The organism is Geodermatophilus sp. SYSU D00815, assembly GCF_054050035.1.
Map to the genome: position 1 here is coordinate 145,739 of NZ_JBJGYO010000003.1, position 21,418 is coordinate 167,156.

The 21,418-nt window shown below is 75.6% G+C and carries 25 protein-coding genes; 10 read left to right on the forward strand and 15 right to left on the reverse strand.

Annotated elements, in window-relative coordinates:
• The first annotated feature begins 89 nt into the window (after positions 1–89).
• On the forward strand, positions 90–1,568 hold the full coding sequence (locus ACI78S_RS05230) for an aldehyde dehydrogenase (RefSeq protein ID WP_456971162.1): 1,479 nt from the start codon (positions 90–92) through the stop codon (positions 1,566–1,568).
• An 87-nt stretch (positions 1,569–1,655) separates the two neighbouring features.
• On the opposite strand, the gene ACI78S_RS05235 is transcribed toward ACI78S_RS05230, so the two are convergent.
• Together ACI78S_RS05235 and ACI78S_RS05240 are read right to left on the reverse strand one after the other, a co-directional pair.
• Entirely contained in the window at positions 1,656–2,288 is a 633-nt protein-coding gene (locus tag ACI78S_RS05235) for an alpha/beta fold hydrolase (protein ID WP_456971163.1), read from the reverse strand.
• Between the two features lie 87 nt (positions 2,289–2,375).
• Positions 2,376–3,329 (reverse strand): D-2-hydroxyacid dehydrogenase family protein, encoded by a 954-nt coding sequence (locus ACI78S_RS05240; RefSeq protein ID WP_456971164.1) that lies wholly within the window; start codon positions 3,327–3,329, stop codon positions 2,376–2,378.
• 98 nt (positions 3,330–3,427) lie between these two features.
• Here ACI78S_RS05240 and ACI78S_RS05245 point away from each other — a divergent pair, with 98 nt between their 5' ends.
• Positions 3,428–4,339: an SDR family oxidoreductase gene (locus ACI78S_RS05245; RefSeq protein WP_456971165.1), complete on the forward strand. Its 912-nt coding sequence runs from the start codon at positions 3,428–3,430 to the stop codon at positions 4,337–4,339.
• A gap of 240 nt (positions 4,340–4,579) precedes the next feature.
• A complete protein-coding gene (locus ACI78S_RS05250) occupies positions 4,580–5,050 on the forward strand; it encodes a YdeI/OmpD-associated family protein (protein WP_456971166.1) in 471 nt (156 codons plus the stop codon).
• On the opposite strand, the gene ACI78S_RS05255 is transcribed toward ACI78S_RS05250, so the two are convergent.
• Entirely contained in the window at positions 5,047–5,649 is a 603-nt protein-coding gene (locus ACI78S_RS05255) for a hypothetical protein (RefSeq protein ID WP_456971167.1), read from the reverse strand. The genes ACI78S_RS05250 and ACI78S_RS05255 overlap by 4 nt on opposite strands.
• Before the next feature lie 163 nt (positions 5,650–5,812).
• Here ACI78S_RS05255 and ACI78S_RS05260 point away from each other — a divergent pair, with 163 nt between their 5' ends.
• Positions 5,813–6,328, forward strand: a complete 516-nt coding sequence (locus ACI78S_RS05260) for an HAD domain-containing protein (protein ID WP_456971168.1) — start codon at positions 5,813–5,815, stop codon at positions 6,326–6,328.
• Between the two features lie 18 nt (positions 6,329–6,346).
• Here the strand turns inward: ACI78S_RS05260 and ACI78S_RS05265 are convergent, their stop codons facing one another.
• The 6 genes from ACI78S_RS05265 to ACI78S_RS05290 form a co-directional block, all read right to left on the reverse strand.
• Positions 6,347–6,958, reverse strand: coding sequence for a hypothetical protein (locus ACI78S_RS05265; RefSeq protein WP_456971169.1), 612 nt, complete (start codon positions 6,956–6,958; stop codon positions 6,347–6,349).
• A gap of 89 nt (positions 6,959–7,047) precedes the next feature.
• Positions 7,048–7,203, reverse strand: a complete 156-nt coding sequence (locus ACI78S_RS05270; RefSeq protein WP_456971170.1) for a hypothetical protein — start codon at positions 7,201–7,203, stop codon at positions 7,048–7,050.
• An 11-nt stretch (positions 7,204–7,214) separates the two neighbouring features.
• Positions 7,215–7,709: a hypothetical protein gene (locus ACI78S_RS05275; protein ID WP_456971171.1), complete on the reverse strand. Its 495-nt coding sequence runs from the start codon at positions 7,707–7,709 to the stop codon at positions 7,215–7,217.
• 126 nt (positions 7,710–7,835) lie between these two features.
• Positions 7,836–7,985 (reverse strand): hypothetical protein, encoded by a 150-nt coding sequence (locus ACI78S_RS05280; RefSeq protein WP_456971172.1) that lies wholly within the window; start codon positions 7,983–7,985, stop codon positions 7,836–7,838.
• Positions 7,982–9,628, reverse strand: a complete 1,647-nt coding sequence (locus tag ACI78S_RS05285) for an NERD domain-containing protein (protein ID WP_456971173.1) — start codon at positions 9,626–9,628, stop codon at positions 7,982–7,984. The genes ACI78S_RS05280 and ACI78S_RS05285 overlap by 4 nt, the downstream gene beginning before the upstream one ends.
• A complete protein-coding gene (locus tag ACI78S_RS05290) occupies positions 9,625–10,920 on the reverse strand; it encodes an exonuclease domain-containing protein (protein WP_456971174.1) in 1,296 nt (431 codons plus the stop codon). Before ACI78S_RS05290 ends, ACI78S_RS05285 begins: the two co-directional genes overlap by 4 nt.
• Positions 10,921–11,205: 285 nt before the next feature.
• Here ACI78S_RS05290 and ACI78S_RS05295 point away from each other — a divergent pair, with 285 nt between their 5' ends.
• Positions 11,206–12,618 carry an NAD(P)/FAD-dependent oxidoreductase gene (locus tag ACI78S_RS05295; RefSeq protein WP_456971175.1) on the forward strand — a complete coding sequence of 471 codons (1,413 nt, stop codon included), beginning with the start codon at positions 11,206–11,208 and terminating at the stop codon, positions 12,616–12,618.
• Between the two features lie 18 nt (positions 12,619–12,636).
• On the opposite strand, the gene ACI78S_RS05300 is transcribed toward ACI78S_RS05295, so the two are convergent.
• Complete coding sequence (locus tag ACI78S_RS05300; protein ID WP_456971176.1) at positions 12,637–13,278, reverse strand: hypothetical protein; 642 nt, start codon at positions 13,276–13,278, stop codon at positions 12,637–12,639.
• 97 nt (positions 13,279–13,375) lie between these two features.
• Here ACI78S_RS05300 and ACI78S_RS05305 point away from each other — a divergent pair, with 97 nt between their 5' ends.
• A complete protein-coding gene (locus ACI78S_RS05305; protein WP_456971177.1) occupies positions 13,376–14,284 on the forward strand; it encodes a carbohydrate kinase family protein in 909 nt (302 codons plus the stop codon).
• 3 nt (positions 14,285–14,287) lie between these two features.
• Here the strand turns inward: ACI78S_RS05305 and ACI78S_RS05310 are convergent, their stop codons facing one another.
• Entirely contained in the window at positions 14,288–14,455 is a 168-nt protein-coding gene (locus ACI78S_RS05310) for a hypothetical protein (RefSeq protein ID WP_456971178.1), read from the reverse strand.
• 223 nt (positions 14,456–14,678) lie between these two features.
• On the opposite strand from ACI78S_RS05310, the gene ACI78S_RS05315 reads away from it, so the two are divergent.
• Positions 14,679–15,386: an HD domain-containing protein gene (locus ACI78S_RS05315; RefSeq protein WP_456971179.1), complete on the forward strand. Its 708-nt coding sequence runs from the start codon at positions 14,679–14,681 to the stop codon at positions 15,384–15,386.
• Here ACI78S_RS05315 and ACI78S_RS05320 read toward each other — a convergent pair.
• The 3 genes from ACI78S_RS05320 to ACI78S_RS05330 all read right to left on the reverse strand — a co-directional run bounded on the left by ACI78S_RS05320 (position 15,375) and on the right by ACI78S_RS05330 (position 18,014).
• A complete protein-coding gene (locus ACI78S_RS05320) occupies positions 15,375–16,064 on the reverse strand; it encodes an NUDIX hydrolase (protein ID WP_456971180.1) in 690 nt (229 codons plus the stop codon). The two genes, ACI78S_RS05315 and ACI78S_RS05320, sit on opposite strands and share 12 nt — an antisense overlap.
• Positions 16,065–16,102: 38 nt before the next feature.
• Positions 16,103–17,068: a DUF3048 domain-containing protein gene (locus ACI78S_RS05325; RefSeq protein ID WP_456971181.1), complete on the reverse strand. Its 966-nt coding sequence runs from the start codon at positions 17,066–17,068 to the stop codon at positions 16,103–16,105.
• A gap of 187 nt (positions 17,069–17,255) precedes the next feature.
• Entirely contained in the window at positions 17,256–18,014 is a 759-nt protein-coding gene (locus tag ACI78S_RS05330; protein ID WP_456971182.1) for an NUDIX hydrolase, read from the reverse strand.
• A gap of 67 nt (positions 18,015–18,081) precedes the next feature.
• On the opposite strand from ACI78S_RS05330, the gene ACI78S_RS05335 reads away from it, so the two are divergent.
• The 3 genes from ACI78S_RS05335 to ACI78S_RS05345 are packed head-to-tail and all read left to right on the forward strand — an operon-like array spanning position 18,082 to position 20,741.
• Positions 18,082–18,939, forward strand: a complete 858-nt coding sequence (locus ACI78S_RS05335) for an ARPP-1 family domain-containing protein (protein WP_456971183.1) — start codon at positions 18,082–18,084, stop codon at positions 18,937–18,939.
• Complete coding sequence (locus tag ACI78S_RS05340; protein WP_456971184.1) at positions 18,940–20,358, forward strand: ADP-ribosylglycohydrolase family protein; 1,419 nt, start codon at positions 18,940–18,942, stop codon at positions 20,356–20,358. It begins immediately after the preceding gene.
• A complete protein-coding gene (locus ACI78S_RS05345; RefSeq protein WP_456971185.1) occupies positions 20,355–20,741 on the forward strand; it encodes a hypothetical protein in 387 nt (128 codons plus the stop codon). The genes ACI78S_RS05340 and ACI78S_RS05345 overlap by 4 nt, the downstream gene beginning before the upstream one ends.
• 19 nt (positions 20,742–20,760) lie before the next feature.
• On the opposite strand, the gene ACI78S_RS05350 is transcribed toward ACI78S_RS05345, so the two are convergent.
• Positions 20,761–21,417, reverse strand: a complete 657-nt coding sequence (locus tag ACI78S_RS05350; RefSeq protein WP_456971186.1) for a hypothetical protein — start codon at positions 21,415–21,417, stop codon at positions 20,761–20,763.
• Between the last annotated feature and the right edge of the window lies 1 nt (position 21,418).

Below are 21,418 nucleotides of genomic sequence, written 5' to 3' on the forward strand. Positions count from 1 at the left end.
TCGGCACCACCGGCATACTGACCCCGCTCGCGTGGCCTGCGCCACAGCGGTGGCGGAGACCAGCCCTTCCCGAGGAGAGGTGAGGGTCCATGACCACCCCCCAGCTCGAGCAGTTCCGGCTGTTCATCGGCGGTCGCCCGGTCGACGCGCTGTCCGGTAAGACCTTCGAGTCGCAGAACCCCTACACCGGCCGGCCCTGGGCGGTCGTCGCCGACGGCGGCCCGGAGGACGTCGACGAGGCGGTCGCCGCGGCGCGCGCGGCGTTCGACGGCGAGTGGGGCGCCATGACCGGGTTCCAGCGCGCGGCGGTGCTGCGCTCGTGCGCCGAGGCGATCGCCACGAACGCCGAGCGGCTGGCCCGGCTCGAGGTGCAGGACTCCGGCAAGCTGCTGCGCGAGATGCGGGGCCAGCTCACCGCGCTGCCGCAGTGGTTCTTCTACTTCTCCGGCCTGGCCGACAAGCTCGAGGGCCGCACGATCCCGCCGGTCAACGCGAACTACTTCGGCTACACCCGCCGGGAGCCGGTGGGCGTCGTCGGCGCCATCACGCCGTGGAACTCCCCGCTGCTGCTGCTCACCTTCAAGCTCGCGCCGCTGCTGGCGGCCGGCAACACCTGCGTCTGCAAGCCGTCGGAGCACTCCCCCGCCGCGACCGTCGCCTTCGCCGAGGTGCTGCACGCGGCCGGGCTGCCGGCCGGGGTGTTCAACGTCGTCACCGGCTGGGACCGCTCGACCGGCGAGCGGCTGGCCGGGCACCCGGGCGTGGACAAGGTGGCGTTCACCGGCTCGACGGCGACCGGGATCCGCGTCGCCCAGGCCGCGGCGGCCAACGTCAACCGGGTCACCCTGGAGCTCGGCGGCAAGAGCCCGCAGATCGTCTTCCCCGACGCCGACCTCGACGCCGCGGCCAACGGGATCGTCGCCGGCGTCTTCGCCGCCACGGGGCAGACCTGCATGGCCGGGTCGCGGCTGATCGTGCACGCCGACGTCCACGACGCCCTCGTCGAGAAGGTGGCCGCCCGCGCCCGCGCCATCAAGCTGGGCGACCCCACCGACGCGGAGACCGAGATGGGGCCGGTGGCGAACCACCCGCAGTACGAGAAGGTGCTCGGCTACCTGCGCGGCGCCCAGGAGGAGGGCGCGACGTTCGCCTGCGGCGGGCGCGAGGCGGCGCTCGGCGGGCTGTTCGTCGAGCCGACCGTGGTGACCGGGGTGACGCCGGAGAACACGATCGTGCGGGAGGAGGTCTTCGGGCCGGTCGTGGCCGCGCTGTCGTTCACCTCCGAGGAGGAGGCGCTGAAGCTGGCCAACGACACCCCCTACGGGCTGGCCGGCGCGGTGTGGACCAAGGACGTGCACCGGGCGCACCGGGTGGCGGCGAAGCTGCGGGCGGGCACGGTGTGGATCAACGCCTACCGCGTCGTCGCCCCGAACATGCCCTTCGGCGGGTTCGGGCACAGCGGGCTGGGCCGGGAGAACGGCATCGAGGCGCTCGACGAGTACACCGAGACGAAGTCGGTGTTCGTCGAGCTGACCGGTGGCACCCGCGACCCCTTCCAGCTCGGCTGATCCCCTGGCAGCGGTGCGCTGGTCATCGGCAGGTGGCTGCGCACGTCGGCGTGGCGACCAGCCATCTGCCGACGAGCCACCGGGCGCTCACACCTTCGTCAGGAGCTCGACGAGGCGGTCGGGGTCGGCGTCGGGCCAGTCGTGCACGGTGAAGCCGGGGGTGCTGCGGGCGCGCTCGGCGGACGGGGCGGGACCCGTGGCGACGTAGTGCTTGGCCGGCACCTGCTCCCAGTAGCCGATGAGCGTGATCTTCTGCAGCAGCGTGGCGCGCGGGTGCGGCCGGGCGCGCGGGTCGTGCGCGGGCAGCGGGGGGACGGCGAGGTCGCCCCGCTCGGCACCGGTCAGGAACCAGGCCCGCTGCTCGTCGTCGGCGAGGGCGTAGCAGGACTCGCCGTCCGCGGGCAGGAACCCGTCGAGGTAGACCAGCGCGCGCACGTACCAGGGCAGCCGGTCGGCGACACCGGTGACGACGGCGCCGCCGTAGCCGTGGCCGACCAGCACCAGCCCCTCCTCGTCGCGGTGGGCGACGAGGGTGCCGGTGGCCTCGGAGACGTGGACGTCGAGGTCGACCGGCCGCATGCGGGAGAGGTCGTCGAGCCGGCCGAGGCCGCTGAGGGTGACGGGCTCGGCGCGGTGCCCGAGCGCGGTGAGGCGCTCGGCGACCGGCTGGAACCACCACCCGCCGTGGCAGGTGTCGGGCACGAGCAGGAAGGTCGTCATCGCGGTCCCTCCCCCAGCCCTCCAGGGTGCTCCGCGGTGCGGGCGCGGGGTGTCTCGTTTCGCGACGCCGCGGAGCGGCCCCGGTGGCTACGGCGTGATCACGCGGACCGGCTCGCCCCGGAGCCAGGCGGCGACGTCCTCGACCGCCTCGCGGTAGAAGACCTCGTAGGTCTTCTCGGTGACGTAGCCGAGGTGCGGGGTGAGGACGACGCGGCGCAGCTCGCGCAGCGGGTGGTGCCTCGGCAGCGGCTCGGTGTCGAAGACGTCGAGGCCGGCGCCGTGGATGGCCCCGCCGCGCAGCGCCTCGACGAGGGCGTGCTCGTCGACGATCGGGCCGCGGCTGGTGTTGACCAGGATCGCCGTCGGCTTCATCAGCGACAGCTCCGACCGCCCGATCAGGCCGCGGGTCCGGTCGGACAGCTGCAGGTGGATCGTGACGACGTCCGCGGTGCCGAGCAGCTCCTCCTTGCCCACCCGGCGCACGCCGACCTCGGCGGCGCGCTCGTCGGTGAGGTTCTGGCTCCACGCGACGACGTCCATGTCGAAGGCCTGACCGATGCGGGCGACCCGCTCCCCCAGCCGGCCGAGGCCGACGACGCCGAGCGTGCCGCCGGCCAGGTCGAGGCCGATCGTCTGCTGCCAGCCGCCGGCGCGCACGGACGCGTCCTCCTGCGGGACGTGCCGGGCGACGGCGAGGACGAGCGCCCAGGTGAGCTCGGCGGTGCCCGGCGGGTGCGCGCCGGTGCCGCACACCGTGACGCCGTGCTCGTTCGCGGCCGCGACGTCGATCGACGGGTTGCGCGCGCCGGTGGTGACCAGCAGCTCCAGGTTCGGCAGCCGCTGGAGCAGGCCGCGCGGGAACGGCGTCCGCTCCCGCATCGCCACGATCACGTCGAACGGCTGCAGCCGGCGGACCAGCGTCTTCAGGTCGTCGACGTGGTCGGCGAACTCGACCACCTCGACCGGCTCGGGCAGCCGCGACCAGTCGGCGTAGGTGGCGGCCACGTACTGGTAGTCGTCGAGGACGGCGATCCGGTGCACGGGACGGGTCTACCGGTCGCCGGCGCCCGCCGCACAGGGGTTGACACCCGGCAGGGAACCCCGCTGTCCTGGGTCGCCCCAGCGGAGGAGGCGGGGTCGTGACCGAGATCCTGCTCTGCGGCGGCACCGGAGACCTCGGCGGCCGGATCGCCGCGCGGCTCGCCGAACGGGGCCTGCCCTTCCGGGCGCTGGCCCGGCCGACCAGCCACGTCGCCGCCCTGGAGGCGCTCGGTGCCGAGATCGCCGTCGGGGACCTGACCGACCGACCGGGCCTGGACCGGGCGCTGACCGGGATCCGCACCGTCGTGACGACGGCCAACGGCATCGGCCGCTCGCTCGCCGGTGACCGCAGCACCTCCGTCGACGCGGTCGACGTCCGCGGGAACGAGAACCTGGTCCGGGCGGCCGAGGCCGCCGGCGTGGAGCGGTTCGTGTTCGTCTCGGCGACGGGGCTGACCGACCTCATGGTGGGCACGGCGCCGTTCATGGCCGCGAAGCTGCGCACCGAGCGGCTGCTGCGCGCGTCCGCGATGCCCTCGGTCGTGGTGCGCCCCGCCCCCTTCCAGGAGCTGTGGCTGTCGCCGCAGGCGGGGATCCGCCCGGACAGGCGGCTGGCGGTCGTCTTCGGCCGCGGCCGGTCGCCGTCCAACGACGTCGCGACCGACGACGTCGCCGAGGCGTGCGTTCGACTGGCGACCATGGCGGACCCGCCGGCGGTGATCGAGCTCGGCGGGCCGGAGGCGCTGACGCGGCAGCAGGTGGTGGACCTGGTCGAGCGCGCGTACGGCGTCCGGTTCCGGCGGCTCCGGGTGCCGCGGGCCGTGCTCGGGGTCGGCGCCCGTGCGCTGCGCCGCCGCAGCCCGGAGCTCGCCTCGCTGCTCGGCATGGCCTTGGTGCGCGATCTCCAAGGGGATCGTGTCGACCCGGAACCGCTGCGCCGGCTCGGCCTCGAGCCGCGCGCGACGTCCGACCGCATCGCCGCCATGGCGCGGGAGGCGGCGCTCCGCTGAGCGGCCGGCCGGGGGTGCGACCTCGGTCAGCAGCGTCGACATGTCCCCTCCTCGAGTCGGTCCCCCGTGCAGGAGGGAGCGTGGGCCGAGGCGGTGTCCCTGCCTGCTGCGGTGAGGGAGGCGCGGTGCGGCGGGTGGACGCGGACGACGTCCTCGTGGGTGGATGCCTCCGAGCGCCGATGACTTCGCCGCGCAGGCCAGGTCTACCGGGCAACGATGACGGCGACGAGGAGGCCAGACATGACCGCGGTGGAGCAGAAGAGCGCGTCGTTCGAGACCACGGTGACGGCGACCGGGAACAACACGGGCATCGTCGTCCCGCCCGAGGTGATCGAGCGGCTGGGCGCCGGCAAGCGGCCGCCGGTGCTGGTCGACGTCAACGGCTACGAGTACCGCAACACGGTGGCCGTGATGGGCGGGAGGAGCATGATCAGCATCAGCGCCGCCGTCCGGGAGGCGACGGGGCTGGCCGCCGGCGACCCGATCCGCGTGACCCTCACCGTGGCCGACACACCGCGCGAGGTGGACGTGCCGGCCGACCTCGCCGCGGCGTTGGCGGCGGACGAGCAGGCGGGGGCCTTCTTCGCGAAGCTGTCGAACAGCCTGCAGCGCTACCACGTCGACAACGTCAACGCCGCCAAGACCGCCGAGACGCGGCAGCGGCGCATCGACAAGGCGGTCGCCCTGTTCCTCGCCGGCAAGAAGCGCTAGCGGACCCGCTCGAAGGCGTGCCCGTCCCAGCGCCAGCGGACGGTGATGGGCACGGAGGGCCCGGTGGCGTGGGAGTCGCCGACCCCGTAGGCCGCCATCTCGGCCACGATGACGCCGTCCTCGACGGAGAGCCCCTCGGGGTCGTACAGCGGCGGGAGGAAGACGCCTTCGCGGAGGGTGCGCGGGCTGGGCAGGACGCCGAGCAGGTCGCCGGAGGCGGTGAAGACCTGCACCTCCTGGACGATCCCGTTCGACGGCTGCGGCGAGCACTGCAGCAGGACGACGGTGTCGGCGGCGCCGTCGCCGTCGACGTCACCCTCGGCCCGGCCCTCGTACGCGACGTCGTAGTGGTCGTAGGTCGGGGGCCTGCTCGCGTCGTCGGGGACGCGCGCGGTGCCGTCGACGAGGGCCGCGGGGAAGCCGCCGGGGACGATCCCGTCGCAGGTGATGGTGTAGGTGGCGGTGCGCCAGTCGCGGGCCGGTGCCGCGGTCCGGCCATCGCCGGCCCCGGCGCCCCCGCCGCTCCCGCCGCACCCGGCGAGCAGGGCGCCGGCCGCGAGGCCGGCGGCGGACCACCGTCGCAGTGCCGCTGTGGACATCGGTCTCACCTCGGAGGGATGGGGAGGATCCCGTCCGGAACGGAGCGTCCCAGCGCGCGGCGCCGCGATCGGCCGCCGGTGCGCGCCACGGCGGCGGGTGGGCGAGCCGGATCGGTGGGTCGGCGGCGTGACTGCGGACGGTGACCCGGCGCACCATGCCTGCATGGCCGCAGCCGACGTCCCGATCCTGCTGCTCGACGTCGACGGCGTGCTCAACGCCGCGCGCGCCGAGCTGCCCGACGGCTGGGAGCGCGGCACCTTCAACGGGTACGTGCTGTCGTGGGACCCGACCGTCACCGCCCGGCTGCGGGAGTGGCACGAGTCCGGGCGGGTCGAGATCCAGTGGCTCACCACGTGGACGACCGACGCCGACCGGCTGCTGGCCGAGCCGATGGGCCTGCCGCGCGGGCTGACCACGCACGACCGGGCGGACGCCGCGCCGGTCGGGTTCCTCGGCCGGCTCACCGGCCTGTCGGGCTGGTGGAAACTGGCCGCGGCCCGGGCGGTGGCCGAGGCGGAGCCGGAGCGGCGGATCGTCTGGATCGACGACGACCTGGCCGAGCAGGCTGCCGACACCGGTGAGTGGCTGGCCGCGAACCCGCACGTGCTCGTCGTCGCCCCTGACCTGTACGAGGGCCTCACCCACGCCCAGCTGGACGAGATCGAGGCCTGGCTCTGACCTCGGTGGCTCAGGGCCCTACCGCGCCTCGTCAGCCGCCCAGAGCAGTTGGTCCAGCTCCAGCTCCGGCACTCCCAGCTCGGCCGCCGCGCACTGCGCCACCGTGAGGACCACGTGCGGGTCCCGGCTCACCGGCAGCCCGAGCGTGGACAGCGCCGTGCGGACACGACCGTCGGGCTTGATCCCGTCCGCGCCGCAGCGCATCCGTAGGTAGCAGAAGAGGGCCAGCCCGACGCCGGGGACGTCGCCCACGTGCGGCTCCACCCGGAACGCGTGCTCCATCCCGGCCGCCTGCTCCGCCCACGCGCGGCAGGAGGCGTCCTCGTCACCGTCGGGCGGGCGGGTGGCCAGCAGCGCCGCCGCGAGCGCGCGCACGGTCTCGGGCTCGCGCGTGCGCATCCCGAGGAGGGACCGCTCCGGCGGGGAGGCGACGACGTCGCGGAGCGTGGCGACCCCGGTGTCGGCGTACTTCTGCACCTCCCGGCCGACACGCTTGTAGCTGCGGAAGGCCGACATGACGACGTCGACGACCATGAGGCCCCGCCGCCCCTCGTAGGCGGCGCCGTAACGGGCGGCGGCGGCGCGCGCGTCGGCTCCCCGCTCGGTCCAGAGTTGGCTGAGCCGGGCCATGCCCTCCGACCACCGCGGATGTCGTCTGAGGGCGGGCAGGGCCGGAAACGACGGTTCGAGCACCCGCGGTCCTCCTTCGGCAGCCGTCATCAGGGCTCCATGCGGGCGGCGAGGTCGTCGTGGTCGAGGTGCGGGTGCGACGCCAGCACGCCGAGCAGCGCCGGGTCGCGCCGGGCGCCGGCCGACTCGACCTCGACGCAGGAGCCGCCGATCTCGTGCGCACCGCGGTGGATGCGCACGCGCATGCCGGGGCCGCTCAGAGGTCGCACCTCCAGCAGGAGCCGCTGCGGGACCGGTACTCGTTGTGCGTCGGGCACTTCGTGCCCCAGACCGCCTCGGCCGAGGGGGAGCCACCGCCGCCGCCGGCGCGGTAGTCCGGCAGCTCCACGAACTCGTCAGCCGAGGGGTTGACGTAGGTCTTGCCGGCCCACGCCACGGCTCGACCGTCGCGCCCCAGGGCGATGTACGAGCCGCTGGCCACGATCCACACCTGGTCGTGCTCCACGCCCTCGAGGAGCTCGAGGATGCGTGGCCAGTTGCTCCGCGCCGCGCCGAACTCGCGCAGCGCGGCGTCGAGCGTGGGGAAGTACCGCCGTCCCTCACCGCGCAGCTCGCGCTCGCACATGGTGCAGAGCTCGCCGTCGGCGCCGGTGGCCGGCACGACCTCCTTGCCCAGCAGGTGCGGGCACTCGCGGATGTGCCGGCGCCCGCCGGTCTCGGTGCGGAAGAGCGGCACGACCTTCGTGCTCATGCGATCACCCCCGTGATGTCGCAGGGAGAGTCCCGCGCAGGTCCGACGATTCCCGCGCGATCCGGCCTGCCGGCCGTCGAAGGTCGCCCGAAAGGATGAGCGGGACGGTGGATCCGGGTGCCGGCCTCAGCCCTCGGCCGTCAGTTCGGACCGCAGCCGGCTGCGGGTGCGGCGCAGCGGCGTGGCGTGCTGCCCTGCAGGTCGAATGGCCGACGGCTCCGGCAACGACTCCGACGCCTCGCGGACGAGGTCCCAGATCGTGTCCGTGCCGGTCATCGGACGCCGTCCCCCTTCGTGAGCCGGTTGGCCACGCCCTCCCCGCCGAACCGGCGGATCAGCTCCAGGTCGCCGCAGACGACGAGCAGGTCGCGGGCCCGGGACAGGCCGACGTAGAGCATCTCCCGCGCGCGGGCCTCGTCGCGGAAGCCGTTGACCGCCAGGACGACGGCCGGCCGCTCGAGGCCCTTGAAGCCGAGCACGTGCCCGTAGAACAGGTCCTCGTCGTCCCAGTACGTCGCCCAGTAGGCGTCCTGCCCCCGGGCCTGCCGCTCCACCTGCACCGGGTGGCGCCGGTGCGTGGTGAGCAGCGCGACCGCTTCCGGCGGCCAGCCCTCGTCGAGCAGGTCGGCGGCGACGTCGTCGGCCACCCCCACCGCCTCGTCCGTCGTGCACGGCACGAAGCGCACCGGCACACCGGACTGCCCGCGCACCTTCATGCCCGGCACGAAGCTGGAGAACGTGCCGGCGATCTGCTTGGTGTTGCGCAGGTTCTCGCTCAGCGGGATGGGCACGAGCTCGACCGTCGGCCGCCCCTGCCGCGCGAAGATCCGCTGGCCCTCGTCGGAGAAGACGTAGAGCGAGCCGGCGGCGGGGTCGCGCAGCGCGGCCAGGACGGCGTCCCACCAGCTCTGCGCGAAGTCCTGCCCCTCGTCGACGACGATCGCGTCGAACTTGCGCTCGTCGGGCAGGTCGGCGGCCAGCGACACCATGCGCGCCGGGAGGAACTCCTCCCAGTACGGGCTGTCGTCGTCGGAGCCCTCCGGCACGCCCCACCCGATGCCGAGGTAGTGGAACGTGCCCACGTAGTCGGGCCGCTGCCTCTTCGGGAGCTTCTCGACGCGGCGCGCGAGGAATTCCGCAAGACCGCGCGAATAGCACATGAGCGCCACCCGCCGGCCGTCCGCCGCGAGCCGCCGGGCCTTCTCCACGGCCAGCCAGGTCTTGCCCGAGCCGGCCCCGCCCTGGATCTCGACGCGCGGGAACGCCTCGAGCACGTCGAGCACCTTGGCCTGGTCCCTGGTGAGCAGGTCGCACGCGGCTTCGCGCTCGGCCAGCTCGGCGAGCAGGTGCTGCTGGGGGATCGCCGTGCCGGCCAGGCAGTCGACGAGGTCCTCGACGTCCTCGACCAGCGGCGGCTCCGGCTCGTCGCGCACCTTCTCCAGCGCCGTCCGGATCCGGGTGGCGGCGTGCGGGACGTCGGTCCTGTCGATCGCCATCCACCGGGCCAGGCCGGGTGCGCGGAACGCCTCCGGCAGCGTGGTGGCGGGCAGCGCGACGAGGTGCGCGGTGCGCGGGCGGCCGGCGGTCCAGCGGGGGTGCTCGGCCAGGTACTCGCACAGCAGGTGCTTGCACGCCACGGCCTGGTCGACGGGGTGGATGACCCGGTCGACGCCGTCCCCGACCTGGCGCCACTCCCCCTTGTCCAAGGAGACGCTGCCGCCCTTGACCTCGACCACGGCGATGCCCAGCCCGGGCCAGCCGACGACCAGGTCGGCCTCGCGGTCCTGCCGGCCGTCGCTGAAGCGCAGGTTGCAGAAGAGGACGGCGTCGTCGGGCAGCTGCTCCTGCAGCGTCCGGACGAACAGCTCCTCCGAGCGCGTCCGGTGCTGCGGCTCGTCGGGGAACAGCCGCGCCGTCACGAGCGGGCCCCGGTGCCGGACAGCGACTCCCAGAACACCGCCTCGCTGACGACCCGGACGCCGAGGGCGCGGGCCTTGGTGGCCTTGCCGGACCGGGAGTGCGGGTCGGCGCAGACGAGGACGCCGGTCTGCTTGGACACCGACGACGTCGGCACCAGGCCGGCGTCGCGCGCGGCCTGCTCGAGCTCGTCGCGGGTGCGGCTCATCGCGCCGGTGAAGGCGACCTTCGTGCCGGGCGGGAGGAACGCCTGCCGCGGCAGCGACACCTTCGCGCCGCTGCGCACGACCGTCATGGCCAGGGCGACGTCGCGGCCGTCCATCCCCAGCAGGACGGCGACCCGCTCGAGGTCGGCGCGCTCCTCCGGGGTGACGACGCCGTCGGCGTGGGCCGCGGTGGCCAGCGCGTCGAGGTAGAGCCGGTGCGCGGTGCGGACGTGCTCCCGGCCGCAGCCGAGCTCGGCGGCGAGCGCCATGAGCTGCTCGCCCTCGGTGACGCTGACCAGCCGGTCCTCCAGCACCTGGTCGAGCACGGTCAGGTACGGCGCCATGCTCGGCGGGGCGTCGTCCAGCGCGGGCAGGGCGGCGACGAGGCCGCCGAGGTACCCGTCGCGCTGCCGGGCCGCGGCGGTGGCGGCCTCGCGCGGCAGGGTCGGGCACGGCGGGCACGGCTCGGCGGGGACGCTGCCTGCGAGGCCGACCAGCTCGCCCCAGGACGCGTCGAGCGCCTCGAAGCCGCGGTAGCTGCCGTCGTCCTCGAACTGCACCCGCACGCCGGCGCCGGCCAGCGAGCCCTCCCCCAGGTGCGACGACAGCATGTGCAGCATCAGCTCGGCGGTGGCGCGGGCGTCGTGCAGCGCCGCGTGGCCGTGCACGAGCGGGATGTCGACGAAGTCGCACAGCGCCCGCAGCGAGCGGGTGCCGGGGCCGAAGAACAGCGGCGCCAGCCGCATGGTGCACAGCGTGGGCGGCAGCTCGACCGGCAGGCCGGCGCGGCCGAACTCGCGGGCGAGGAAGCGCAGGTCGAACAGCGCGTTGTGCGCGACCACCACCCGCCCGGCGAGCAGCGACCGCAGGTGCGGCGCGACGTCGGCGAACGCCGGCGCGTCGACGACGTCGGCGGCGCGGATGCCGTGCAGCGGGGTCGGGCCGACGTCGCGTCCCGGGTCGAGCAGCGTCTCGAACTCCGCCTCGACCTCGCCGCGGTCGTCGAGCAGGACGACGCCCACCTCGACGATCCGGTCGGTCCTCGGCGACAGCCCCGTGGTCTCCACGTCGATGACCGCGACCGTCACGACGCCTCCTCTGCGCTCCCGGCCGCGCCCCGCCGCGGCCGACTGGTTCGGCGTGCGGCGGACCATGACACGGCGGGGCGGGGAAACCCGGTGTTTCGGACCGGTAGCGGCCGCATCCGTCCCACTCGCCCCAGGAACGCACTCGTGAACGGGAACGGCCCCCGGCGAGCGGGGTCGCTCCGGCGGCGCTTTCCCCTCCACTGCGGCCCCGTGGCCGTCATCCTGGGTCCGGAGCGGCCGGACGCCGTCCGCGGCGCACCTGTCCCGTCAGCGGGAGGAGGAGCGGTGGGCAGAACGAGCGGGACGCCGACGCGAGCGGTGGTCGTGGGCGGCAGCATGGCCGGGCTGCTGGCCGCGCGGGTGCTCGCCGACCACTTCGAGGAGGTCGTCGTCGTCGAGCGCGATCCCCTCCCCGAGGGGCCGGAGCAGCGCCGAGGGGTGCCGCAGGGCTGGCAGCCGCACCTCGTGCTGGGCCGGGGCCGCCTGATCATCGAGCGGCTGTTCCCCGGCTACGTCGACGAGCTGCGCGCGGCCGGCGCCGTGCCGATGCGCCTGCCCGCGGACCTGCTCATGCTCACCGCCCAGGGCTGGATGGACCGCCGGGCCCCGGGGTGGGAGGCGATCTCGGCCAGCCGCCCGCTGCTGGAGGCGGTCGTGCGCCGCCGGCTGCGCCAGCTGCCCCAGGTCACCGTCCTCGACGGCCACGGGGTCACGGCGCTGCGCGCCGGCGGGGCCGGCGAGGTGGTCACCGGGGTGACGGCCGGCCCGGTCGGTGCGCCGACCGGAGCCGCCGACCTGGAGGCGGACCTCGTGGTGGACGCGTCCGGGCGGGGGTCGCGGGCCGCGGCCTGGCTGGCGGAGCTGGGCTACGCCGCACCGGCGCGCGACGACGTCGACTCCAGCACGACGTACAGCAGCCGGCTCTTCCGCATCCCGGACGGCTTCGCCGGCGACTGGACGGCGGTGCTGCTCACCACGCGACCCCCGTCGATCCGGCGCAGCGGCTCGGTGTTCGCGATGGAGGGCCGCCGGTGGCTGGTCACGATGACCGGCGTCGGCGGCGAGCGGCCCCCGGACGACGAGGACGGCTGGCTGGACTACGCCCGCAGCCTGCGCCACCCGGTCATCGCCGACGCCGTCGCGGGCGCCGAGCCGGTGTCGCCGATCCGGGTCCACCACGGGACGAGCAACCGGCGGTGGCACTTCGAGCGGATGCGGCGCCGTCCCCGGCGGTTCGTCGTCCTGGGCGACGCGGCGTGCGTCTTCAACCCCATCTACGGGCAGGGGATCACCGTCGCCGGCCTGGCCGCCGAGACCCTGGACGCCTGCCTCCGCCGGTCGACCGACCTCGACGGGCTGGCCGAGCGGTTCCAGCGCCGGCTCGCCCGCGTCCTCGCCGCCCCGTGGGCGCAGTCGACGGGCGAGGACCTGCGCTTCCCGACCACCACCGGCGCGCGCCCGACCGCGGCCCAGCGCGCCCAGTACCGCTTCCTCGACCGGCTCGGCGCCGCCGCGACCGGGGACCCGCACGTCACCGACGTCGTCTTCCAGGTCTACGGGATGCTCGAGCGGCCGGCGGCGCTGCTCAGCCCCCGCCTGCTGCTCGCCGCGGCCCGTGCCCGTGCCGGCGACGGCGTCGGCGACCCGCCGCCGCGCCCCCGGGACGACGCCGGCGCGCGAGCGGCGGCCGCTCCCTGACGGCGTCGCCGCGAGCCGTCACCCGCCGGCGTGCGCGACGGTCGACCAGCACCGCTCGCAGGTGCCGTGGCCGCCGACGAACGTCTCGGGCGCGTGCGCGCTGCGGCACGTCCGGCACCAGCGGAACGACCGGCGGCGGCGCGAGGCGATGTCCTCGGCGGCCTCGGCGACGACCTCCGGGAACCAGAGGACGTCGTCGCGACCGAGCCGGCCGCCGTCCGGCGGGTAGACCTCCTGCGGCTCCTCGCCCCAGCCGGCCCGCGGGCGCGCTAGCACGAACAGCGAGTCGGCGACGCCGAGGGCCAGTTGCGCCGGCTCGCCGCTGACGAACCACTCCAGCCCGTCGTCCGCGCCGACCGCCTCGCGACGCCAGCCCCGCCCCAGTGCTCGGACGACGTCGTGGTGGCCCACGCCGAGCAGATCGGCCAGCGCCTGCTCGTCGGCGGTCGGGTCGTCGTCCCGACCCCAGTGCAGGCCGCACGAACGGCACGCGAGCACCGGGTCCTCGCCCGGGAGCATGCAGCCGCCGAGGGCGACCAGCCCGCGCTCGGCGAGGCGGAAGGCGTCGATGCCCGGCAGCCCCCAGATCAGCGGGACCGAGTCCTCCTTGCCGCACTCGGGGCAGATCCGCCCCACCTGCACGCCGACCGATCCGCTCATGCCACTCCCGTCCGCGGCCGCCGCCGTGACGACCGGACCGGCAGGGTGGCAGACGCCAACGACAGAAACGGGCGCGCCGGGCGGGCACCCTGTCCCCGTGACGGACGACGACGCCCCGCGCTGGCCCCGCGCCGCGGGCCGCGGGCCGGTGGTGGCGCTGGGCAAGCTGGTGGGCGACCAGGTGCTGGAGCTGTCCGCCCCCCTGGTGGTCGGCGACCAGCAGCGGGTGGTCCGGACGACGGCGGCGGGCGGGGCGCCGGCCAACGTGACCGCGAACCTGGCGCGGCGGGCCGTGCCGGCGCGGCTGGCGGGCTGGGCCGGCGCCGATGCGCTCGCCGACGAGCTCCTGGCCGAGCTCGAGCGGCGCGGGGTCGAGCCGGCGGTCGTGCGCCGCGGGCGGACGCCGACGACCACCGTCCTCGTCCACCCGGGCGGTGAGCGGACGCTGCTCGCCGACCGCGGGGACGGCGGCCTCGAGCCCGGCGACGTCCGCCGGCGCTGGCTGGCCGACGCCGCCGTGCTCCACCTGGACGGCTACGACCTGCTGCGCTTCCCCGGCGCGCTGCGGGCGGCCGCGAAGCTCGCCCGCGACCTCGAGGTCCCGGTCAGCGTCGACGTGGCGGCGGCGGCGCGGATCCGCCGGCACGGCGTCGACGACTACGTGGCCCTGCTGAGCGGGCTGCGGGCGGACGTCCTGTTCTGCAACGCCGCCGAGGCCGACGCGCTGGGCCTGTCCGACGACCCGCCCGGGTGGGCGCCACCGCTGGTGCTGGTGCACGCCGGTGCCCGGCCGACGCGCATCGTCGCGCGGGCCGGCACCTGGTCGGTCGCGGTGGAGGCGCTGCCACCGGGGCGGCTGCGGGACACCACCGGCTGCGGCGACGCCTTCGCGGCCGGCGTGCTGTCGGGGTGGCGCGCCGGGGCGACGGCCGTGGAGGCGGTGCGCGCCGGGCACACCGCCGCCGCGGTGGTCGCCGGCGTCATCGGCGCGCAACCACCGCCGTGACGGTCAGCGGGCGGCCGGTTCCTCCGGCGCGCCCGGGACCGGCGGCTGCCGGCGGGCGAGACCGGCGTCGAACCGCCGGGTCTCCTCGAGCTCGTCGGCGTCCTGGGCGGCGTGCCGCCCGAAGCCGGGCAGCTTGAACTCGGCCGTCTCGTCGAGCAGGTGCTTCCCCACGTCGTCCCTCTCCTCACGCTCGGTCGTGACCAGAGTACGGAGCGAAACCGGTCGCGTCCCGCCCTCCGGGCGAAAAACCTGGTGGGCCGGAGCGGACGGGGCGCGTGTGACGCCCGGGAAGCGCGCCGAGGTGGCGTCGTCCCCGAGCCGCACTTACCTCGGATGCGCGCGAACTGTCGGGGGGAGCCGGTAGGAAGGGGGTGTTCCCGAGCGAAGGAGCCCGATGACCACTCCTCCCCCGCCCCTGGAAGCCCGCACGACCCTCGGCGCCGGCGCGCTCACGACGAGGTTCGACGACGCCCTGCGGTTCGCCTTCGAGCGGCACCGCTTCCACTTCCGCAAGGGGTCCCGGGTCCCCTACTTCTCCCACCTCATGAGCGTTTGCGCGCTGGTGCTCGAACACGGCGGCAGCGAGGACCAGGCGATCGCGGCGCTCCTCCACGACGCGGTCGAGGACGCCATCCCCGGCCAGGGCCCCGAGGTGCTCCGGGCCATCGGCGAGCAGTTCGGCGCCGAGGTGCGCGCGATGGTCGAGGCGTGCAGCGACTCGCTGAACGACGAGCACGGCAAGCGTCCGTGGCGCGAGCGCAAGCTCCGCTACGTCGCGGGGTTGACGCAGCCGGGCGCGAAGTCGGACGACGCGCTGCTGGTCACCGCGGCGGACAAGGTCCACAACGCCCGGTCCATCGCCCGCGACCTGCGCACCTACGGGCCCGGCTTCTGGGGCACGTTCAGCGCCTGCGAGCACGACCTGCTCTGGTACTACACCGCGGTCGAGGCCGCGATCGCCCGCCGGCTGGGGACCCACGAGATCGTCGACGCGCTGCACCGCGCGGTGGACGAGCTGGTCGCCGCCAGCGGTACCGAGCGGGCCGACGTCCCGGACCAGCCGTCGGAGGGCGGCTGCCCGCGTCACGCGTCAGCCGGCTGAGCGCGCAGGCCGCCGGCGGTAGAGGGTCGCCGGGCGGCCGACCGCCCGCTCCGTCGTCCGCCCGGTGCCGTCCAGCTGTGGCTCCATGCGACGGCGGAAGGTGTCCGGCTTGAGCTCCTCGACAGGCACACCGGCGACGGCGGCGTGCAGCCGGCGCAGCTCGCGCATCGTGAACGGCTGGGGCAGCAGCCCCTTCGGATCGGGGCGGTCGCGGTAGAGCGCGCGCACCCGGCGCACCGCCATCCGCACGATCGCGTCGTGGTCGAACGGCAGGCCGCGCGCCTCGCGGGCGGGGCGGAGCCGGACGTCGTCGCGCCGCCCCTCGAGGGTTGGCGCGATCCTGCGGAACGGCAGGACGAGCACGTGGGCGACCGAGAGCACCCAGCCCCGGTCGTCCCGCTCCAGGTCGTCGAAGACGTGCAGCTGGCGCGGGGTGAAGCTGCCGCGGAGGCCGACCTTCTCATCCAGCGCCCGCGCGGCCGCGTCGGACAGCCGCTCCCCCGCGTGGAGGAAGGTGCCGGGCAGCGCCTCCGCCTGCGTGCGGTACGCGCTGTCGCGCCGGACGAGCAGCACGTCGAGCGTGCCGTCGGGCCCGACGGTGAGGACGGCGGTGTCGACGGCCACCGACGGTCGCGGGTAGTCCTGCAGCGACCTGCCCGACGAGTCGCGGTACACCATCCGGCGACTTTACGCTCGACTGCACGAACTGCGGGAGATCAGCCGGTGGCGACGTCCCCCGTGCCGTTGGGCACCAGCTCGATCCAGGTGGACCCGGGCGCCAGCGTCACCGGGTCGCCGTCGGCTCCGGTCAGCGCCACGGCGTCGCCGATCCCCGGCTTGGACCAGGTGGCGGCGACCGTGCGGCCCCCGGACGCGACGAGCGCCGAGCCGCTGCCGGTCAGGAGCGTCTCGGGCACGGGGTTGCCGGCCGGGTCACGGGCCTCCGTCGGGACGACGTCGACGCGCAGGACGACGACGTTGGCGGCCCCGATCTGCCCACCTGCGGCGTCGACGGCCGGCGTGCTGCCCTCGGCGCGCAGCCAGCGGCTCTCCGGGGCGCTCCAGGTCCACCGCGGGGCGCTGATCCCGGACAGCTCGAGGGCGAGCGTGGAGGTCGGCTGCCCGTCGGTGACGGCGGTGGGCTGCTCGCCGGCCGCCGCGTGGTCGAACTGCGGGTCCGGGGCGGCGCGGTGCCCGGCGTCGGCCTGGTCGACGAGGGTCTGCGGCACGGCGTGGACGTTGTGCGGGGCCCGGCGCGTCGCCGTCCGGTGGAACCCTGCGGCCCCGGAGTCCTGGCTGAGCACCTGCAGCCCGGCCGCCGCCACGGCGTCGACGTACCGCTGCTGCCCGCCGGAGAAGGCGAGCAGCCCGTGCAGCGGCGCGGCGATCGCCGGGTCCATCGGGCGGATCGACCGCACCGGGCCGATCTCGGGCGGCAGGGTGGAGTGGTAGACGGCGACGAACCGGGTGATCCCGCCCTCGACCACCTGCTCCCACACCACGTCGGCGGCGTTCAGCCCGGTCTGCGGGCGGGCGTCGACCGAGTTCTCGATCTTGACTGCGAGGGCGGGCCGGTCGGCGACCGCAGCGGTCGGGACGCCGGTCAGGGGCCAGGCGGGCGACGACGGGGCCAGGTCGGCCCGGGCCGCCTGGTAGCCGGCCGTGCCCAGCACCAGGAGCACGACGAGCGCGGCCGCGTTGAGTCCCGGCCGAGAGCGCTGTCTGCCCTTCGTGCGCGACCGGGAGGTCGGCCTCGCGGGAGGCCGGCGGCGCGGTGGGGTGGACCTGGGCACGTTCGGGCTCCGGAGCTCGAGGAGGAGGTGCCCTTCCTGAATCGGCACAAGCCGTCCCGGTGCGCACCGCCGCGGATCAGGCGCGGGCGGGGCGGACGGGCTTCACCCCCACCACCCCGAGCGCGTCCCGCACCCGCGCCGACCTGCGGTACAGGTGCGCGGGGCGGCCGGTCGGGGACGGGCGGTTCCCGTGGGCCCGTTCCACCAGCGCGTTGTCGAGCATGTACCGGCGGAAGGTGTCGAACGACGGCCGGACCTCGCCGGGGCCCGGTTCCGGGGCCACGGCCTCGTGCAGCGCGTGCAGTTCCCGGAGCGTGAAGGAGTGTCCGAGCAGGCCGACCGGGTCGGGACGCAGGGCGTACTGCTCGCGGACGTGCGCGGTGGCCAGCCGGACGATCGCGTCGTGGTCGAACGGCAGGCCGCGGACCTCGTCGGCCGGCCGCAGGTCGACGTCGTCCGCACGCTCGCGCACCACGGCGTCGACGGCGGGTCGGCGCAGGAGGACGACGTGCGCCACGGACAGCACCCACCCGCGGTCGTCGCGGTCCGGCCGGTCGAACACCCGCAGTTGCTGCGGCTCGGTGCCCTCCAGGCCGATCTTGTCCCGGAGGCAGCGCAGCACCGCCCCGGCCAGCGTCTCGCGCGGCCTGGCGCCCGGACCGTCGTCCCCGTGGACGAACGTCCCGGGCAGCGCCCACTCGTCGGGCAGGTGGCTCCCGTGCCGGCGGTGGACGAGGACGTCGAGCTCGCCGGGCGACCCGCCGGCGACCAGGACGGCGCAGTCGACCGCCACGGAGGGCCGCGGGTAGGCGGTGAGGTCGGGAGCTCCAGCCACGGGCTTGACTTTATCGCAACTCTGCCGGTAATACTTCTTGGCAATGTTGCAGATAACTACTTCGGGGGTGAGGAGCACGGACGTCCGCCTGCACGTCGGCCAGGGCACCACTCGCGGGGCCCTCAGCGTCTTCCCGGTCTGGACCGACGCCCCCGCGTCCGCCCGCGGCTACCGCACCGGCACCGAGGCGCCGGTCGACGTCGCCGAGCGGGCGGGGACGCCGGTCGTCGAGGAGCTCGTCGTGACCGGCCGGGCCGACCGGCCCGTCCTGCTGCTGGCCGGCGAGCTGCTCGAGGGCGGCTGGCAGGACCGCGCCCTCACCGCGACCCACCTGCTGGCCCCGCAGCGGCCGACCGTCCTCCCCGTGGTCTGCGTGGAGCAGGGCCGCTGGCACGGCGCCGCGGCGCACCGCCGGGCGGCCCGGCGGGTGCCGGTCGCGGTGCTGCCCCGGCTGCGCTCGCAGCAGGCCGTGTGGGAACGGGTGCGCCGGTACGAGGCGGTGGCCGGCGGCTCGGCCACGGAGTCGCTGACCGACCGGTTCGACAACGTCGCGACGACCACGGCGGCCATGACCCGGGGGCTCCGGCCGCTGGCCGGCCAGCGCGGCGTGCTCGTCGGCATCGCCGGCCGGCCCGCCTGGCTGGAGCTCTTCGACTCGCCGCGCACCCTCGCGGCGCACTGGGCGGGGTTGGTGCAGGCCGCCGCGCTCGACGCCCTCGGCCGACCGGAGGTCCGCACCCCCGCCGCGGCCGCCCGGGCGTTCGCCGAACGGCTCGAGCGCACCCGCCTCGCCCCGGACGGCCCGGCCGGGCTGGGACGCCGCCTGCGCAGCACCGGCCGGCTCGCCGTGGACGCCGTCCGCTGGGACCACCGCACCCTGCACCTCACCGCCGTCGACCTCACCCACCCCCTGCAGGAGGCCTGAATGACCCCGTCCATGCACCGCTCGCACCGCGTCGCCGGCGCCCTCGTCGGCTCCGCCGTCGGCGACGCCCTCGGGGCGCCGTTCGAGTTCGGCCCGCCCGGGCAGTTCTCGCGGCGCTTCCCGACGCCCGCGCGTGGCGCGGCGACCGAGATGTGCGGCGGCGGGTCGTTCGGCTGGGCGCCGGGCTCCTTCACCGACGACACGCAGATGGCGCTGCTCGTGGCGACGTCCCTCGTGGAGCGCGGCGGGCTGGACGAGGCCGACCTGTTCGACCGGTTCCGCGCCTGGCTGGCGGCCGGGCCGCCGGACGTGGGCAACCAGACGCGGGCGGTGCTCGGGTCGGGTCGGCCGTGGGACGTCGCCGCGGCGGAGCACTTCGCCCGGTCCGGCCACGCGGCGGGCAACGGGTCGCTGATGCGGACCACCCCGGCGGCCATCTGGTTCGCCCGGTTCGGCACCCAGGCGACGATGGACGCCGCGCGGCGCATCTCGGCGCTCACCCACGGCGACCCGTCGGCCGGCGAGGGGTGCGCGATCTTCCACGAGCTCGTCCGGGTGGCGCTCGACGGCGGCGACCCGCTGGCCGCCGTCCCCGCCGCGCTGGATCGCGTCGCGCCCGAGCACCGGGAGCGGTGGGCGACCGTGCTGGCGCCGGGCTGGACGCCCGAGCAGGCGACCGAGAGCAACGGCGCGGTGTGGCCGACGCTCGGCCAGGCGCTGTGGGCGCTGCGGCAGGGCGGCGGCTTCGAGGCGGTGCTGCGGCGCGTCGTCGACCTCGGCGGCGACACCGACACCGTCGCGGCGGTGGCCGGCGGGCTGGCCGGCGCGGTGTACGGGATGGCCGGCATCCCGATGCGCTGGACGTCGGCCGTGCACGGCCGCGTGCCCGGCTTCGCAGATCGCCCGTGGCGGCTGGCCGACCTGCAGGAACTGGCCGCCGGGCTCGACGGGAAGGCGTGGGTGCGCCACGACCCGGGCGTCATCCCGCGGATCGGGCCGGCCGAGGTGCTGCCGGGGGTGTGGGCGGCGAACCTCGACGGCGCGCGCCACAGCGACGACGACTTCGCCGTCGTCTCCCTGTGCCGGGTCGGCGAGCCGTTCCTCCACCGGGTGCAGCGCCTGGCGTACCTCGCGGACGACGAGCACAACACCGAGATCGACGCCGTGCTGCACGACGTCGTCGAGGACATGAGGGCGCTGCACGCCGAGGGCCGGCGGCTGCTGGTGCACTGCCACGGCGGGGCGTCGCGCACCGGCCTGGTGCTGCGGGCGTGGCTGATCGAGACCGAGGGGCTCTCCGTCGAGGAGGCAACCGAGCGCGTCGCGGCCCGGTGGCCGCACCTGGGGCTCTGGAACGCCAGTTTCACCGCCGCGCTGCACCGCTTCGCGGCGCGGCGGCGGACCGGGGGCGAGCGATGAGGCTGGTGGCGTCGTCCGACCCGGGGGCGGTCGAGCGGTGGGAGGCCGGGCGGCTGCTCGACGAGCGCGTCGTCCTGGCCACGGCCGTCGTCCGCGAACTGCAGGGCGGCGAGGGTCGCTACACGTCCGGCCGGGCACGTGCCGCCCTCGACCTGCTCCGCGGCTGGGTGGGGAGGCGCTACGAGGCGGGCGTCGAGACCCATCCCTCCGACGGCCTCGCGTCGATGGTCGTCCCGCCGGGCCACGAGGAGGTCATGGCCGAACTGGTGGCCGCGACGGAGGTCTGCGAAGCGCTCGCGATGCTGTGGACCGCCGACACGCAGCGCGAGTCGGACGGCGACAAGGCCCACCTGCGCGGCCTGCTGGAGCGCTACCCGTACTGACGCCGGTGGTCCGCTCGGCTCAGGCCGGCGCGCGCGGCGCGGCCAGCGGGCCCACGAGGAGCGCGGTCACCGAGACCGGCACCTCGTAGACCTCGACCGTCGGCCACTCGACCGACGCGACGGCGCCCCAGGCCGCGACCGCCTTCTCCCAGGTCCGCGCCGCGTCGACGACGGCCTGCGCGGACCCCAGCGTCTTCACGGCGCTGTTGTGGGAGCCGGCGTACTTGACCGCCGTCATCGCGTGCGCGGGCACCGTGCCGTGGAGATGCGTGAGCAGCGAGAGCAGGTAGCACGGTTGGCCGCCGGCGATCGACCGGGACATCTTCGCGACGTCCAGACCGTGACTGCTCTTGGTGCCGTCGAGGTAGGACTTGGCCTTCGTGGGGCTGGCCGCGTCGAACCCGTACAGCGCCTTCGCCTCCAACTCCATGAGCGGCTGCCCCTGCGCGTCGACGACCGCGAGGTCACGACGACCGGGCGGCCACTCGCGGCACACCTGCCAGCCACGGGGCGAGACTTCCTCGTGCAGGAGGAAGGCCAACTCGTCGCGGACCGGGGCCTCCACCTTCGAGGTCGCGGCCAGGTAACCGAGTCGCTGCGGGCCCATGCTGCCGGGGAGGCGGTGCAGGCAGTCCGCCAGGAGCATCGACCACTGCGCGTGGCTCATCAGCGACATC

Coding starts and splice junctions, on each gene's coding strand:
- ACI78S_RS05315 (WP_456971179.1), top strand. CDS start 14,679: ATGACCACTCCTCCCCCGCCCCTGGAAGCCCGCACGACCCTCGGCGCC.
- ACI78S_RS05275 (WP_456971171.1), bottom strand. CDS start 7,709: ATGAGCACGAAGGTCGTGCCGCTCTTCCGCACCGAGACCGGCGGGCGC.
- ACI78S_RS05260 (WP_456971168.1), top strand. CDS start 5,813: ATGGCCGCAGCCGACGTCCCGATCCTGCTGCTCGACGTCGACGGCGTG.
- ACI78S_RS05235 (WP_456971163.1), bottom strand. CDS start 2,288: ATGACGACCTTCCTGCTCGTGCCCGACACCTGCCACGGCGGGTGGTGG.
- ACI78S_RS05340 (WP_456971184.1), top strand. CDS start 18,940: ATGACCCCGTCCATGCACCGCTCGCACCGCGTCGCCGGCGCCCTCGTC.
- ACI78S_RS05345 (WP_456971185.1), top strand. CDS start 20,355: ATGAGGCTGGTGGCGTCGTCCGACCCGGGGGCGGTCGAGCGGTGGGAG.
- ACI78S_RS05255 (WP_456971167.1), bottom strand. CDS start 5,649: ATGTCCACAGCGGCACTGCGACGGTGGTCCGCCGCCGGCCTCGCGGCC.
- ACI78S_RS05300 (WP_456971176.1), bottom strand. CDS start 13,278: ATGAGCGGATCGGTCGGCGTGCAGGTGGGGCGGATCTGCCCCGAGTGC.
- ACI78S_RS05320 (WP_456971180.1), bottom strand. CDS start 16,064: ATGGTGTACCGCGACTCGTCGGGCAGGTCGCTGCAGGACTACCCGCGA.
- ACI78S_RS05265 (WP_456971169.1), bottom strand. CDS start 6,958: ATGGCCCGGCTCAGCCAACTCTGGACCGAGCGGGGAGCCGACGCGCGC.
- ACI78S_RS05280 (WP_456971172.1), bottom strand. CDS start 7,985: ATGACCGGCACGGACACGATCTGGGACCTCGTCCGCGAGGCGTCGGAG.
- ACI78S_RS05270 (WP_456971170.1), bottom strand. CDS start 7,203: ATGCGCGTGCGCATCCACCGCGGTGCGCACGAGATCGGCGGCTCCTGC.
- ACI78S_RS05350 (WP_456971186.1), bottom strand. CDS start 21,417: ATGTCGCTGATGAGCCACGCGCAGTGGTCGATGCTCCTGGCGGACTGC.
- ACI78S_RS05250 (WP_456971166.1), top strand. CDS start 4,580: ATGACCGCGGTGGAGCAGAAGAGCGCGTCGTTCGAGACCACGGTGACG.
- ACI78S_RS05230 (WP_456971162.1), top strand. CDS start 90: ATGACCACCCCCCAGCTCGAGCAGTTCCGGCTGTTCATCGGCGGTCGC.